Raw genomic sequence first — 14,662 nt, forward strand, 5'->3', positions numbered from 1 at the left:
CGAATATTTTTATGACGGTAAAATGTAGGCTGCGGTCACTAAAAGATAGCCAGTAACAGTATCACAACTCTGTGTTGTGATTTTTACTTCTGCATGTTCAGCTTACGCTTCAAGCAACAAAGACTTGAACGAAGGATCTGCAGTCTCAACTGTTGCCCAAGTATAATCACTTGTGCACGTTGTTGCTTTTTGAGCTTGGGGGAAGCCTGCTGCTAACTGTATTCCAAAAGTACCTGATGGGGAGGTGTAAACACTCGAAATGTACCCCATATCAGCTGCAGCACACTCTAATAGTGCATGCCATATTGTTCAAGATATGAATGAGATGAAATTTTGATGAAGGGGCTGAAAGACTCATGCCCCGTTTCCATTTTCATAAAATAGCCAACTTAGACATTAAAAGCTGACGCTCTCTTAGAAGCTCTGAATGTTTTTAGAAACGCTGTAAAGTAAAAGCTTAATTGCACGCGATAGTATCTGATTCGTCCTTATAATTTACCTTAGACTAACGGCTGGGGATTCAGGTGAGTCTTTGTACATAGTGGTCAACCGTGCACGCATTACCCGTGATTGGGTCTTTGGTTTTATATCGTCTATCACGGCGGCACTTTATAACAACAGATTACGTTTGCTCATATAGGTTGATGGGCTGAATCGATTGAGTAGAGAGCTCAAAGATCTGATTGGGTAAATTCAGCAAAATGCCACGATACGCATTAGGGTAAAGTGGCATTATAAATCAGCAATATAGCCTGCTAATCATGGTTCATCTAGACTCAATAAAACGGATAAGCACCTGAAATTACGTGAGAATATTTTCGACAACGTTGTAGTGTTATAACTTTCTGCACCCCGGGATATGCCCGAGGGAATCTAATATAACAGCACCAAGATATAACTTCATTTGTGTCAACACTCAGCTATTTAAATCATAATCTACAGTTGTTATTTCTAGAATATGCCCATCAAGGTCTCTAAAGTAGACACCTCTACCGTTGTAGTAGTGATTAATTTTTCCGTCGTCGATGATTTGATGACCCGCACCATATACAATGTCTTCGTCTTTGATTCGAGAGAATATCTCATCAAATTGCTCATCATTTACTTTGAATGCATAGTGGTTAAATGTGAAATTTTCTTGATTCATAAAGTCCAGCGTCAAAGTATCGTTTACCCTAACTACGGCAAAACCATCCCACTCCTTCAAGAACTCAAACCCAAATATTCTTTCGTAAAACTTCGCTGCTTCTACCTTCTGTTTAGAAGGAACGACGGTATGATTAAGTGTAATCTGCATAAGTAATCTCCTTATATATTAATTTTAATAAACTACTGCTAGATATCGCTCTAATGCTTGAAGGCTTTTATACCGTTATATCCTTTTGCGATAGACTCTGCTTTATGACGTCATAGCTCCAGTTAAATATGACAGCGTAGATAAAGAAAAATGTAATAGCTCCGATATCCATCCAAAACACGGTCCAGAAATCTAAATCGAGCGCATACATAATTGCAGGAAATGATGTGACCACCATACCTAATTCAAAGCCCAACCCATGAACAAGGCGAATCAGAAAGCTGCGAGAGGCTCGATCATCGCTAGCAATGTGATCGAACATAACGTTATATACATAGTTCCACGCCATCGCGACCAATGACAGTGTTATAGATAGATATATCATGTTGCTGGTCGAGCCACCCGTCATCAGTATGGCGATCGGCACGAATAGTATGAAGGCAAATACCTCAAACAGAACCATATGTAGGATGCGTTCTTTGTTGCTCATTTGGGGCTCTCCGAAAGTTGACTTGCAGTAAATAGTATCTTTATTTATTATCAAACAAAGTTAGTAACTATCACTTTTGCTTATATGTATAATTTGGAACACCTTAAAATGGTGATAAGATCATCGGAACTGGGTTCTTTTTCTGCATGTGCTCGAAGCATGGGTAAGGCTCAATCCGCGGTAAGTCAGGGGATCTCTAATCTAGAGATTGATCTCGATATTCAGCTATTTGATAGAACAGCCAGAAAACCCACTTTGACGAAAGAAGGGAATCGATTTTATAAATACGCAAAAGCCATTCTAGACCAAGCGACTGAGCTTGATAGTGTGGTAAAGTCCATGCAAAAAAGTGAGGAACCAGTCCTCAAGCTAAGTTTTGACAATGCTCTATTTACCCCAAAACTGTCCGAAGTTTTAGCGGATTTCTCTGATAAATTTCGTCATACTGAATTACAAATCTTCCCTCTTCCTAGCAAGCAGATAGCCTCTAGTGTTCTAAAAGGAGAATTAGATATTGGCGTGATGTTTTCTGAGCTCACTTTCCAACATGACATCGAGATGTATTTCATCGGAAATGTAGATTTTTGGGTTGTATGTCACCCTAGTCACCCTCTAGCTCAGAAGAAGTCGATGACACTAAGCCAATTAAAAGCATTTAAACAAATTGGATTTAAGAATATCGATGATGACGGGCTTCTCCAGTTGTCAGCAATGTCTCCAGATGTGTGGTGGTGCAGTGATTTTGGATTGATTATAAAGATGGTAAAAGAGCGGATTGGGTGGGCGTATGTTCCTTCACACACTGTAGAAAATGATGTGATGTCTAAAGAATTGATAAAGCTCAACATTGTTAACGACCATATACCTTGGAATTTGCCTATCGATATCGTAAGACCAAAGGGAGCAATCGACGGTGTGGCTTGCCAGTATTTATTCAAAGAGCTTGAAGGAATTGTCTAGAGAACTATCTTTATTTCTACACATATCTTATGTTTTTTGTCATGAATAAGCGTAAGCAAGGAAATATTAGGGATATTAGTTGAACGAGCTTTAGTATATCTAAACCTATTGGTTGGTAATTGTAGTGGCCTAAAAACAAGAAGCCCGAACCTACTTTGTTTAAAAATTACATTGGAGCTTTTATCGTCGTAAGATACGACAGAATTGCTTGGTGATCACAAAGTTTTGATGAAGGGGCCAACGAGGTGTTGCCCCTAAGCTATTTACGATTTTAGCTCGACAGTATTTGCCGAGCTAAGGTTTGCCCTTAAAAAAGTAACTTGAAACTGCGCGTTGGTGTAGAAGAGCTCTTGATATTTAATTGATATGAAATAGCTAGGTTCTTTCTAGTATTTACACTTGTTTTATAAAAATGTCTTCCGCGACTCTAAACGCATTACTCGCGTTTGCCATACCCGCGTAAATACTCATTTGTAGGATAACTTCTACAATTTCTTGTCTGCTGCATCCAACCTTTAATGCAGCTTCTATATGCGCACTTAACTGTGGAACAACGTGACCTAAAGTTACACAAGAAGCAATAATTACCAATTCTCGTGTCTTTATATCTATGCCTTTTCTACTTGCGATTTCCCCAAAAGACCATTCGATAGTCATGTCAACAAATTCGGGACAAATATCATTCAGTTCTTTGACCATAGCTTCACCCACGTGCCCTCCATGAATGTCTCTTAGAGTTTTACAACCTAGTTCGTAACGTACTTTATCCATAATGATCTCCAACTGATTAACTTGAAAACCATTGTACTTATTGACATATAATTCAGAATACTCATTATTATCAATGCACTTTTGCTAAATATGCAATTATAAAATGGGAACTTGAGATGTCTAATCTGAGTGATATTGAAGTGTTCTGTGCAATCGTTAAAGCTCAAAACTTAAGCGGTGCAGCCAATGAACTTCGTATTTCTCCTTCTATTGTAACTAGGCGACTTGCCCGGTTAGAGCAATACTTAAAGGTACGACTATTTGAAAGAACTACCCGTACTCTTAACATTACCGAAGCAGGACAAAGGTATTACGATTCAGTTCACGATATTCTCCTATCCTTGAAAGCGGTGGAAAATGATATTAGAACAAGCAATGAGCAAGTAGTTGGTACGCTAAAAATAGGTTTGCCAGTCTCCATTAGTAACCGCTACATTTGTACGAACCTACATAAGTTTTTGGCCCAATATCCTGCTCTAAATGTACAAATCGCAAACGGAAATCATTTACTGAATTTACTAGAAAACGGTTTTAGCTGTGTCTTGCATTGTGGCCCACTGCCGGATATGTCGTATTACTATAAAAAGATTACCACGTGGGAAAAAGTCCTATGTGCCTCTCCAGAGTATCTATCCACACATGGAACACCTAACAACCTTGAAGAGCTTAGGGAACATAACTGTCTAGACCACCTTGATAATTTAAGCCGCACTTGGGTCTTTAATGTTGAAGGGAATAATTGTTCTGTTTTAGTTGATGGTAATTTATCAGTGGATAGCAGTATCGATTTATGCCGACTTGCAGTATGTGGACTCGGTGTTGCGTATTTACCCAGTTTTTCTATCAAGCATGAACTAAACACCGGCCAATTAGTGCCAATATTACAAGAGTTCACTGACACTAAATTTGACATGTTTGTCGTTTATCCCTCAAAACAGTATCTACACAGGAAAACTCAGGTTTTTATTGAGTTTATATCAGAGTTATTGAATCAGGCTTAGAAAAGCGCCTCACAATAGTATCTGTTGTCGGAGTACATTAAAGTTTGAGCAGCTAGTAATTCTCTGTCTAGTTTTAAGAGTGGCTCTTACCTTTAGAGGTTGTGCTGTTGCAAATTGGTATTTAATTTGGGGCAAACTCATATTTGCCTCTCAACGTATCAGGAAAATAATCCGCTCTATACTTTTCTCTGTGGCTTGTCCTAGGTATATTCATGTGTGAAGGTGATTCAGTGAGAAATTAGATACATGCATTGCCTTGTGAGCTGGAGACATGTAAGTGAAATCAATTAATGATCTATATAAACCATTTCAACCAACACTAACTAACTCTGGTTTAAAGAGTTTTGGACTGTCACTCGAACAGGCACCTGCGTCAAAAGCATTGAGTGGTATAGTGCATTCTTATTTACAGATCACAACAACAAAACCGACGCCTTATCCAATAATTCCCGATGGTACTCAAGCATTTTTCATGTCACCTTTTGGAATTAAAATTGGAGTGATTAATCAGCATGCATTTGATCTGCAATTATTGTAGCGAGGGCAGTATTTTGGCGTGCGATTTAACCCTGGAGCGTTGCGATGCTTTCTAGATATAGACTTATCGGAATTTTCAGAGCAAATTGTAAACACAGACCAACTTGTGCCCTCACACTTTGATGAGCTTTGTGAGGCTATCTATCTAACTAACAACTTTCATGAACGAACAGCTACTTGCGAACGCTGGTTACTACACAGGTTTACGTCAAAGCTTTCTGTCAAATTTAGTCACGCACTTTCTTTGATATATCGATATTTTGGTACTTACAAAATCAGTGATCTCGCGCGAGATATTGGTTGTAGCGACCGTCATTTAAATCGTATATTTCAACTGAATACAGGATTAAGTACAAAGGCATTTATGCAAATTATTAGGTTGCAACATGCGTGTAAACAGCTATATACCCTGCAAAACAGTTCTTCAGGTATGGCGCTAGATCTAGGCTACTTCGACCAATCCCACCTTTTAAACAACTTCAAGAAACACTTTTCAACTAGCCCAAACATTTTTTTTAAGCGCTTTAGGTCCGATTTATACAATAGCCAAGCTTAATGGTAAGTAATACTGTTCTCCAACTTATAGTTGGAGTTCTAAATGCAATTTTCAAACGAAGAAATATTGGCGATGTCGGATGGTAACTTTTTTGGTCTAGGAAATGCTCAGTTACCAAGCTCTTTAATGCTTATGATTGATAAAGTTAGTCATATTTCCAGCAGTGGTGGTCGGTTTAACAAAGGTCAACTCGATGCTGATCTTAAAATCGATCCTAAGCATTGGTTTTTTGATTGCCACTTTAAGGGAGATCCTGTGATGCCGGGTTGTTTAGGTCTTGATGCGTTATGGCAGTTACTTGGCGTTTTCCTTGGTTGGTCTGGATTATCAGGAAAGGGGCGAGCACTAGGAGTGGGTCAAGTTAAATTCACAGGACAAATATACCCTGATGCAGGTGAAATTCAGTACCAGTTACACATCAAGCGTGTATTTACGAAACCTATGCCGTTAGGAGTTGCCGATGGCCAAGTGATCCATAATGGCAATATTATTTACCAAGCAACGGATCTGAAAGTTGGTCTAATATAACGGGCGATTCAATAGTGAATTATAATTTCTAGTCGCTTTAATGGTTTTTAGATTCTATCGAAAAGCCACCTAAGTAAGCCCAAGTGCTCGTTATTGGGCTTGTTTTGCTTAAAGTAACAAGGATTTGCCCCAAAAGTTGCTTAGAGAAATACTCTCCTCGGCACTTTGAAATCACACCTTTACCATACTAAAAGTTATTCAAAATCAGTGGCTCTGACCTATAGAACTGGTTTGATTTTTAATCTAAGAATTAAGCTAATTACTCAAAGTTGGAAAACTAAATAAAGAGACTAAATCATAGGCTGACGTAAAGTAACTTTTAGCTCTAAATCGACGTTATCTGAATGAAAAGTAGAACGGGCTACAACTTGCAAACGCTATGACGATGGTCTTGTTTTCAACGACAAAGCATTTTCGTTCATAGATCTTGAAAGCTGTTGTTATTCAGCAAACGGACAAGAGATACTTAGCTATGGAAACTCCTTGAGACAATTTAATATTGTACTACTTAACCTTCTTAGAGTCCCGGTTTCTGGCTTCGTGAGTGAAAAAGTTCGTAGGCCATAAATATTCATGACTAAAAATTGAGCCAGTTCTGTACTATTTCTTGAGCTTGGGATTTCTCCATTCTGCAGTGCAACAGTGAATTGTTCTTCAAACATAGATTGCCACTCTTTTAACATATTGCGTGCAATAGTCTCAATTTCAATATCGTGTTGAGAAAGCTCGCTTAGTGCTTTTTGTAGTAAGCAATCCTTAATGTGTTCTTGCTCACACTCTTCTACGACCTGATCGAGATATAGCTGGACACCATTTAATACTGAGTTTGAAGATGTAAAAAAGTGAGAAAATTCTTCACGACGTTCAGTGCGATATAAGTCTAAAGCAGCAAGTAACAAACCTCTTTTATTTTCGAATGCACAGTAAATTGAACCTGGATGTAAACCTGTAGCTTTTTTTAAATCCTGCATGCTTGTTTTGTTAAAGCCTTTTTCAATAAACACTCCCATCGCAGCTCTTAAAACCAGCTCGCGATCAAACTCAGCACTTCGCATAACTTTGTATTCCTTTGAGATGTATGATTTTTTTGTTCAAGGCGAAATTTCAGCCATTCTTGAATCGTCGTTCAAAAAAATTCTTGAATGTTCATTCAAATTCATTTACTTTTTTGAACGACGATTCAAGAATGAAAAGGATAATATCATGGAAAACCTGTTTGAGCCTATAGCACTCAGCGAAAGTATCACACTAAAAAACAGAATCATTATGGCTCCACTCACTCGTTTTATGGCAGATGATGACCTGATTCCTACTCAAAAAATGGCGGATTATTACGCTCGAAGAGCGGCAACAGGCTTGATAATTACTGAAGCCGTGATCATCCGACCAGATGCACAGGGGTACCCAAATACACCGGGTTTATACGCTCAGGAACAAATTGAAGGGTGGAGATTGGTGACCGATGCTGTCCATAAAAATCAAGGGAAAATATTTGCTCAGCTTTGGCATACTGGACGTCTTGCCCATCCTCACTTTTTTGGCGGTGAAACCGTTGCTCCTTCAGCAATTGCTTTTGAAGGCTCAGTCCCACGTATGCGTGAGTTATCATACGTTGTTCCAAAAGCGTTGTCGGAACAAGATATGGCTCAACTTGTTAAAGATTTTGCTCAAGCAGCGTCAAACGCTATTGAGGCCGGCTTTGATGGTGTAGAAATTCACGGTGCCAACGGGTATTTGATAGACCAATTTCTGCACTATAGCAGTAATGTTCGTACTGATGACTACGGCGTTAGCCCAGAAAATATGTCTCGATTTCCACTTCAAGTTATTGATGCTGTTATTGAACGTATCGGCGGGGATAGAACTGGACTTAGATTATCTCCTGGAACTTACATTCACCTAGATACCGATAAACGTGATAGAGAAGTGTTCGATTATTTTTTATCGGAAATTGATACGCGTGAGCTAGCCTATATCCATGGTGGAATTATTGATGACAAGATGGAGTTTGATTACTTGGGGGGCACGACCTCTCAATATTTGCGTCGTCATTCCAATAAAATTCTTATCGGTGTGGGTGGTTACGATGCAGCCTCCGGTAGTACCGCTATTGCGAACAATAAATTTGACCTCTTAGCGATAGGTAGACCACTTATTGCAAATCCCGACTATATAGAGAGAGTGAAATCAGGAAGAGAATTATTGGAGTACTCAGAAGAAATGCTTAATGAGCTTGTATAGATAATCTTTCCGAAAGCCGCAGAGTACTCTCTACGGCTTTTTGTTAAGTCAAATAACTTCATAGAACCTAATGGAAAAATTAAAATGTGAGGGATTACAATGGCGCAATCTCAGTATAATGAGCGCACTATACGCTTCTTAGTTTTTTTCATCTTTCTTGCTGCTGCGATGGAAACAGATATTTATTTACCTTCCTTTCCCGATATGATGCTTTCATACGCAACCAATGAGTCGATGATTCAAAGAGTATTAAGCTTTAACTTTTTAGGTGTATGTTTAGCTTCGTTAATTTACGGTCCAGCATCCGATTCCTTTGGTCGTAAAAAAGTACTCAATATAGGCTACTTTTTGTTTATCACTGCGAGTTTCGGCTGTACGTATTCTAATACAATAGAGATGCTACTGTTCTGGAGATTTATACAAGGCTTTGGGAGTGCTGCCTGTATGATTGTTGGCGCTGCTATAGTGTTTGACTTGTATAGAGAAGAAAAAGCAGCAAAATTGATAGGAGAGCTTAACAGCTTAGTTGTTAGTGTTATTGCATTCGCTCCTATGGTTGGTGGGTGGATAAACAATCAAATGGGCTTTCACTACAATTTTCTATTGATTGCAGCGTTAGCGTTGACGTCAGGGGTGATCTGCTTCATTAAACTTCCAGAATCACTAGCGAGGGAAAAACGAAAACCTTTTCTAATAAAAGAAGTTGCAATTAATTACCTTACCGTTCTTAAAAGTAGTGAGTTTTGGTCAAATACAATGGTAACCACAATGATGTTTGCGGGTTATATAGTATTTGTTTCGAATATGTCATTGATATTTGTTGATAAACTTGGGGTAAGTAAAACAATATTCCCTTATTACCAATTTAGCATTCTAGCTTCATTCGTTATAGCAAGCGTAAACAGTGGTCGGCTGATAAAATGGATTGGCTTTAATTCAATGAAAAATATAGGTTATATAATTTTAACGCTGGCAACTGTAGTTATGTGGGTTATGCCAGTCAACTGGCAACAAACCCCACTAATTGTTACGACAGCTATGTCGTTTTACGCATTGGGCGCAGGTATTTGTATCGGAATATTTTTCACTCGATCTATGGAAGCCGTTCCAAATCAAACCGGAGTGAGTGCATCTCTAGTGACAGTGATAAGGCTTGCTTTAGGAGCGTTATTAGTGGGAATCAGCAGTGATATGTATGATGGAACAATGACAACCGTTGTTGAAGTCATCGCATATTGCACGATAACAAGTGTTCTTGTTTATGTGACTAATGAAATTATTAAGTTAAAGAAATCTAGCAAACGCTCTAGTGTTACAAATACTTAAAAGAGCCTGAATAATCCGTTAAAAAACAATAGTACAAAAAAGGAAGTGATAATGCTTGTTTGGAAAATTTTTTTATTGGTTTTTATAGTATTTAGTATCGGGGTAACAGTGTATTTTATTTACCCTCATTTTAAATTAGTAAAAGCGTATTTTTTCTCTTCTCCTCCAACAGTAAAAGGTCATGTACAAAGGCATTGTGCGTCTAATGGTGTACCTTTTTATGTTTATCTGCCGTTAGAGTATAACCAAAACCCAAATAAAGAGTTCCCGCTTATTGTGCATTTACACGGTGCCTTACCCATGATGTCACAGGAAAAAGCAGAACGGGTTGCGAAGGCTGATGTACAAGGGTTAGCAAAGGGAATTGAAACATTAGTATTGGAAAATAAAATGGAGTCACATATTATTATCGCCCCTTACGATGGCAATGGGGGTTCAATGTGGTCTGATTCATTCGACGAAGCCATCACTGCGGAGATGACATTAATACAAGAAATTCTACCTTGGGTAGAGACCAACCTAAGAGTACTTAAAGGTAGAGAAAACCGGACACTGCAAGGGTTTTCTATGGGAGGGTTTGGTTCTATGAAAGTAGGTTTTAAATTTCCAGACAAATTTGGACGGCTAATTTCATGGGATGGAGCTATCCATAGTTGGGAAACACTTTCTACCAAACGACCAAAGATAGTAGAACAAATGTTTGAATCTGAAAGCGACTTTAATGACCACTCTCCATGGACATACTCTCAAAAGTGGGCAACTAATGGTTTACGTGAGCCAATAGATTTACATTTCTTTACTGGCACTATGGCCACACCTTCTGAATATACGAATGCATTTCTCTCTCATTTGCAAGATTTAGATATTTCCTTCAAACACTATCAAACCAACTGTTCACATAACCCGTTCAGTTTGTTTAGCCCAGAGCGTATTGCTATGGCTTATAAATAGGGAGGGCTTTGGCCTAAAGCGTGTTGGTTTAGGTTTAAGCTTATAGGCTGACTCAAATTAGTAGCGAAACGTTTGGAAGGGGTTATAAAAACACTTCTGAGGTGTGGCTTATGAATATGTTCGCCTTATATTCATAAGCCTATGCTGCGTCTCTATGTATGAAGCAGGAAAAATTTATCAAATTCAGATGTTCGTTTGATAAAGTTAGAACAGAGATAAGTGAAGAACTTTAAAGACAGCCTTCGCTACAATTTTCCCCAAATCTTTCTAATATCACAAAAGCCATTTGAGGTATCCGTCCTAAATGACTTTTGTCCAAAAACGCGTTAGAAAAAGCTGATTTTGGCTGTGATCACCAAGCCATTCTGTCCCACTTGCAGATGCTAAAAAGTTCCAATGTAATTATTAAATAAAGTGAGTCCAAACACGTGTTCGTTGGTCAAACCCTAAATAAGTTCTTACTTAATTCGGGCCCAAAACTAGAATATTGTCGAGCCTGAGTGGTCATATTCGTGGGTTGTTATAACTAGTCTTGCTATTTCTTCTCTCATTTGCAAAAAATAATCTTACCTTTCAATCTCCTTTTATGTGAGCCAAGGCGCATAATATAAAGCGGTATATTTGGTATTTTTAGATTTAATAATATTGTATTACAAAAATATATTCGTATTGCAACTAAAAGAGTCTAAGGCTAGATACCATGAAAATAAAAGAGAAGTTCATAGATAAAATTCCAGGGGGGATGATGCTGGTGCCGCTCCTTATTGGCGCATTTGTTAATACAGTCGCGCCGGGCGCTGGAGAGTACTTTGGCTCGTTTACCAATGGCATCATGAATGGTGTTGTACCCATCTTATCAGTGTGGTTTTTCTGTATTGGTGCATCCATTTCATTTAATGCGACAGGTACCGTTTTGAGGAAGTCAGGCGTACTTGTTGTTACGAAGCTTCTCACTGCATGGGCTGTTGCGATCATTGCGAGCCGTTTTTTGCCAGCGGACGGGATAATGACCGGTTTTTTTGCTGGCTTTTCAGTATTGACCTTGGTCGCTGCAATGGATATGACTAACGGCGGGCTTTATGCGTCCATCATGGAGCAATACGGGACCAAAGAAGAGGCGGGTGCTTTTATTCTTACTTCTATAGAGTCGGGGCCCTTGATGACGATGATAATCCTCGGTACTTCCGGCATTGCTAGCTTTGAATCTCACACTTTATTAGGGGCGGTGATTCCATTCATCGTTGGGTTTGTTCTAGGAAACTTAGACCCTGATTTAAAGGAATTCTTCTCGAAAGGTATGCAATTACTTATTCCATTTTTTGGTTTTGCGCTTGGAAATCAAATCAGCTTCGGAGTCTTAGCGGATACTGGATTAGCGGGCATTTTCTTAGGGCTACTAGTTATTGTGGTGACAGGTCTCCCACTTATTTTTGCCGACAGAATTATCGGTAAAGGTGACGGTACGGCTGGAGTGGCAGCGAGTAGTACCGCTGGAGCGGCAGTAGCGACTCCTCTGCTTGTTGCTAGTGCTGCTCCTCAGTTTAAAGAAATCGCGCCTATGGCGAGTGCTCTGGTTGCTACGAGTATGCTGGTGACAGCGATTTTGGTTCCGATAATTACAGGTGTTTACTCCAACTGGATAAAGAAACGCGAAAACAAACAAAGCAATGAAGAGCAAAAAGTAGAGGTACAGTGTGGATAAAAAACAGTTAGCAGAAAAAGCCATTGAGCATACGCTTCCAGCTATAGACAAACTTTTTACGGTAGCAAAACGAAATCATTGTCATATTGTAATCATGGACCCTAGTTACATGCCTTGGGAGAAAGAGTTTTCTGACGCAATACTTCTCGAACACTCAGTAGGCTCTACTGACGATTGGGAAGTAGAGTTTGATAAAGTAGCAAGATCAAAAGCGCAGCAAGCATGGAGACACTCAAAGCCAAATTCATACTTACGGAATGACCACCCAACCTCTTTGAGAGAAGAAGATGTAAAGTTCTACGGTTCTTTTGTTTATGGCAATATTGTTGTGGCGTGTAGTGGCTTAGAGCAGCATTTTGATGTGTTGATTAGTGGTTGGGTTGCGTTGGCATTTGAGCAGTTGGCAGTTCATCAACTGGAATCAGAAAGTTAGCTATTAAGACCAATCAGAAATAAAAATAGGAGAGGTTTGCGCCTCTCCTATTTTATTGGGAGCTATTACATACGCTCTAGGGTATCGATACCTAGCAGCGATAGACCTAGCTTAATGGTTTTCGCCGTCAATGCTGCCATTTTTAGGCGGCTATTTCTGACTTCTTCGCTGTCGGCAACTAGGATAGGGCATGCTTCGTAGAAGCTGGAGAATTGACCCGCAAGCTCAAAGAGATAAGTACATAGTAGGTGTGGTTGACCTTCCCGAGCCACTGATTGAACCGCTTCTTCAAACTGAAGCAGCTTCGCAACGAGTGCTTTTTCTTTCTCTTCATTGATGATTATCTCACCAGAAACGTCATCCATCGACACGCCTGCTTTAGCGAAGATAGAAGCAACGCGAGTGTATGCGTACTGCATGTATGGCGCTGTGTTACCTTCAAACGCTAGCATGTTATCCCAGTCGAATACGTAGTCCGTTGTACGGTGTTTTGATAGATCTGCATACTTAACAGCAGCGGTTGCAACTGCTTTGGCGATTTGTGCTTTTTCACCTTCGCTTAAATCTGGGTTCTTAGATTCAATTAGTTTGCTTGCTCGCTCATCGGCTTCATCCAATAGATCGGCTAGACGAACAGTACCACCTGCGCGAGTCTTAAATGGACGGCCATCTTTTCCTAGCATCATGCCAAATGCATGGTGCTCTAGTGAAACTTCTTCTGGTACATAACCTGCTTTGCGAACGATAGTCCAAGCTTGCATTAGGTGTTGATGCTGGCGAGAATCGATAAAGTAAAGTACGCGGTCAGCGCCTAGTTTTTCGTAACGGTATTTCGCACAAGCGATGTCTGTCGTCGTGTAGAGGAAGCCGCCATCACGTTTCTGGATAATAACGCCCATAGGCTCGCCATCTTTGTTTTTGTATTCATCTAAGAATACAACCATAGCGCCGTCATCTTCTTGTGCTAGGCCTTTCTCTTTAAGGTCAGCAACGATACCAGGTAGCATGTCGTTATACATGCTTTCGCCCATGATGTTGTCATTTGTCAGAGATACATTTAAGCGATCATAGTTGCGTTGGTTTTGAACCATGGTGACTTCAACCAATTTCTTCCACATGTCGACACAGAATTCATCACCACTTTGCAGTTTGACCACATAGTTACGCGCTTTCTCTGCAAACTCTTCGTCTTCATCATAGAGAACTTTGGATTCACGATAGAACGCTTCTAAATCGGAAAGCTCCATTGATACTTCAGTGTTGGACTGTTCTTTACGCTCTAAGTTAGCGATAAGCATGCCGAACTGAGTTCCCCAATCGCCGATGTGGTTAGCGCGAATAACATTGTGGCCCAAGAATTCAAGGGTTCTCACAACAGCATCGCCAATAATAGTAGAGCGAAGGTGGCCAACGTGCATTTCTTTCGCAACGTTTGGTGCAGAATAGTCTGCAACGATAGTTTGCTCTTTTTCAGCAGCAACACTTAGACGGGGATCGGCCAGTGCTTTTTCAGCTTGCTCAGCAACAAATTTTGTATCTAAGAAAATGTTGATAAAACCTGGACCAGCAATTTCAGTTTTGCTAGCAATGCCTTCTAAATCCAAAGCATCAATGACTTTTTGAGCAAATTCACGTGGATTAGTACCAAGCTTTTTCGCTGCACCCATCACACCGTTGGCTTGATAATCACCAAACTGAGGTTTTGCTGATTGTCGGACTGCTGCAGGTGTTCCAGCAGGTGCTCCGGCAGCTTCTAGTGCTTGTGATACTTTGTCGTTAATTAATGCTTGGATATTCACTCATGTTTCTCCGAATTCTCTGGAATGCTAAGCTCTGGGCACATACAAAGTGTTGCGCCCTGACTTTTTC

General features: G+C 39.8%; 16 protein-coding genes. 10 read left to right on the forward strand and 6 right to left on the reverse strand.

Features of this window, described 5'->3' with window-relative positions:
- Positions 1–102 precede the first annotated feature (102 nt).
- The 3 genes from ACM2FC_RS17895 to ACM2FC_RS17905 form a co-directional block, all read right to left on the reverse strand.
- Positions 103–270, reverse strand: coding sequence for a hypothetical protein (locus ACM2FC_RS17895; RefSeq protein WP_498482351.1), 168 nt, complete (start codon positions 268–270; stop codon positions 103–105).
- A gap of 646 nt (positions 271–916) precedes the next feature.
- A complete protein-coding gene (locus tag ACM2FC_RS17900; RefSeq protein ID WP_498482352.1) occupies positions 917–1,297 on the reverse strand; it encodes a VOC family protein in 381 nt (126 codons plus the stop codon).
- A gap of 67 nt (positions 1,298–1,364) precedes the next feature.
- A complete protein-coding gene (locus ACM2FC_RS17905; RefSeq protein WP_498482353.1) occupies positions 1,365–1,787 on the reverse strand; it encodes a PACE efflux transporter in 423 nt (140 codons plus the stop codon).
- A gap of 84 nt (positions 1,788–1,871) precedes the next feature.
- Here ACM2FC_RS17905 and ACM2FC_RS17910 point away from each other — a divergent pair, with 84 nt between their 5' ends.
- Positions 1,872–2,747: a LysR family transcriptional regulator gene (locus ACM2FC_RS17910; protein ID WP_498482354.1), complete on the forward strand. Its 876-nt coding sequence runs from the start codon at positions 1,872–1,874 to the stop codon at positions 2,745–2,747.
- A gap of 393 nt (positions 2,748–3,140) precedes the next feature.
- Here the strand turns inward: ACM2FC_RS17910 and ACM2FC_RS17915 are convergent, their stop codons facing one another.
- The gene (locus tag ACM2FC_RS17915) at positions 3,141–3,518 is read right to left on the reverse strand and encodes a carboxymuconolactone decarboxylase family protein (RefSeq protein WP_498482355.1); all 378 of its coding nucleotides are present in this window, start codon (positions 3,516–3,518) and stop codon (positions 3,141–3,143) included.
- Between the two features lie 116 nt (positions 3,519–3,634).
- Here ACM2FC_RS17915 and ACM2FC_RS17920 point away from each other — a divergent pair, with 116 nt between their 5' ends.
- The 4 genes from ACM2FC_RS17920 to fabA all read left to right on the forward strand — a co-directional run bounded on the left by ACM2FC_RS17920 (position 3,635) and on the right by fabA (position 6,140).
- Positions 3,635–4,519 (forward strand): LysR family transcriptional regulator, encoded by an 885-nt coding sequence (locus ACM2FC_RS17920; RefSeq protein ID WP_498482356.1) that lies wholly within the window; start codon positions 3,635–3,637, stop codon positions 4,517–4,519.
- A gap of 277 nt (positions 4,520–4,796) precedes the next feature.
- Positions 4,797–5,057, forward strand: a complete 261-nt coding sequence (locus ACM2FC_RS17925) for a hypothetical protein (RefSeq protein WP_498482357.1) — start codon at positions 4,797–4,799, stop codon at positions 5,055–5,057.
- A gap of 105 nt (positions 5,058–5,162) precedes the next feature.
- Positions 5,163–5,612: a helix-turn-helix domain-containing protein gene (locus ACM2FC_RS17930; protein WP_498482444.1), complete on the forward strand. Its 450-nt coding sequence runs from the start codon at positions 5,163–5,165 to the stop codon at positions 5,610–5,612.
- A gap of 42 nt (positions 5,613–5,654) precedes the next feature.
- Positions 5,655–6,140, forward strand: a complete 486-nt coding sequence (gene fabA / locus ACM2FC_RS17935) for a bifunctional 3-hydroxydecanoyl-ACP dehydratase/trans-2-decenoyl-ACP isomerase (protein ID WP_498482358.1) — start codon at positions 5,655–5,657, stop codon at positions 6,138–6,140.
- A 470-nt stretch (positions 6,141–6,610) separates the two neighbouring features.
- On the opposite strand, the gene ACM2FC_RS17940 is transcribed toward fabA, so the two are convergent.
- A complete protein-coding gene (locus ACM2FC_RS17940; protein ID WP_498482359.1) occupies positions 6,611–7,195 on the reverse strand; it encodes a TetR/AcrR family transcriptional regulator in 585 nt (194 codons plus the stop codon).
- 148 nt (positions 7,196–7,343) lie between these two features.
- Between ACM2FC_RS17940 and ACM2FC_RS17945 the strand changes: the two genes are divergently transcribed.
- The 5 genes from ACM2FC_RS17945 (at position 7,344) to ACM2FC_RS17965 (ending at position 12,793) form a co-directional block, all read left to right on the forward strand.
- Positions 7,344–8,381 (forward strand): alkene reductase, encoded by a 1,038-nt coding sequence (locus ACM2FC_RS17945; RefSeq protein ID WP_498482360.1) that lies wholly within the window; start codon positions 7,344–7,346, stop codon positions 8,379–8,381.
- Between the two features lie 99 nt (positions 8,382–8,480).
- Entirely contained in the window at positions 8,481–9,707 is a 1,227-nt protein-coding gene (locus tag ACM2FC_RS17950; RefSeq protein ID WP_498482361.1) for a multidrug effflux MFS transporter, read from the forward strand.
- 51 nt (positions 9,708–9,758) lie between these two features.
- Positions 9,759–10,658, forward strand: a complete 900-nt coding sequence (locus ACM2FC_RS17955) for an alpha/beta hydrolase (protein WP_498482362.1) — start codon at positions 9,759–9,761, stop codon at positions 10,656–10,658.
- A gap of 700 nt (positions 10,659–11,358) precedes the next feature.
- Positions 11,359–12,360, forward strand: a complete 1,002-nt coding sequence (gene kdgT, locus ACM2FC_RS17960) for a 2-keto-3-deoxygluconate transporter (protein WP_498482363.1) — start codon at positions 11,359–11,361, stop codon at positions 12,358–12,360.
- Positions 12,353–12,793, forward strand: a complete 441-nt coding sequence (locus ACM2FC_RS17965; protein WP_498482364.1) for a hypothetical protein — start codon at positions 12,353–12,355, stop codon at positions 12,791–12,793. Before kdgT ends, ACM2FC_RS17965 begins: the two co-directional genes overlap by 8 nt.
- A gap of 65 nt (positions 12,794–12,858) precedes the next feature.
- Here ACM2FC_RS17965 and argS read toward each other — a convergent pair whose 3' ends face one another.
- Positions 12,859–14,592, reverse strand: a complete 1,734-nt coding sequence (gene argS / locus ACM2FC_RS17970) for an arginine--tRNA ligase (RefSeq protein WP_498482366.1) — start codon at positions 14,590–14,592, stop codon at positions 12,859–12,861.
- Positions 14,593–14,662: the final 70 nt, after the last annotated feature.

The organism is Vibrio sp. A37 (assembly GCF_059777565.1).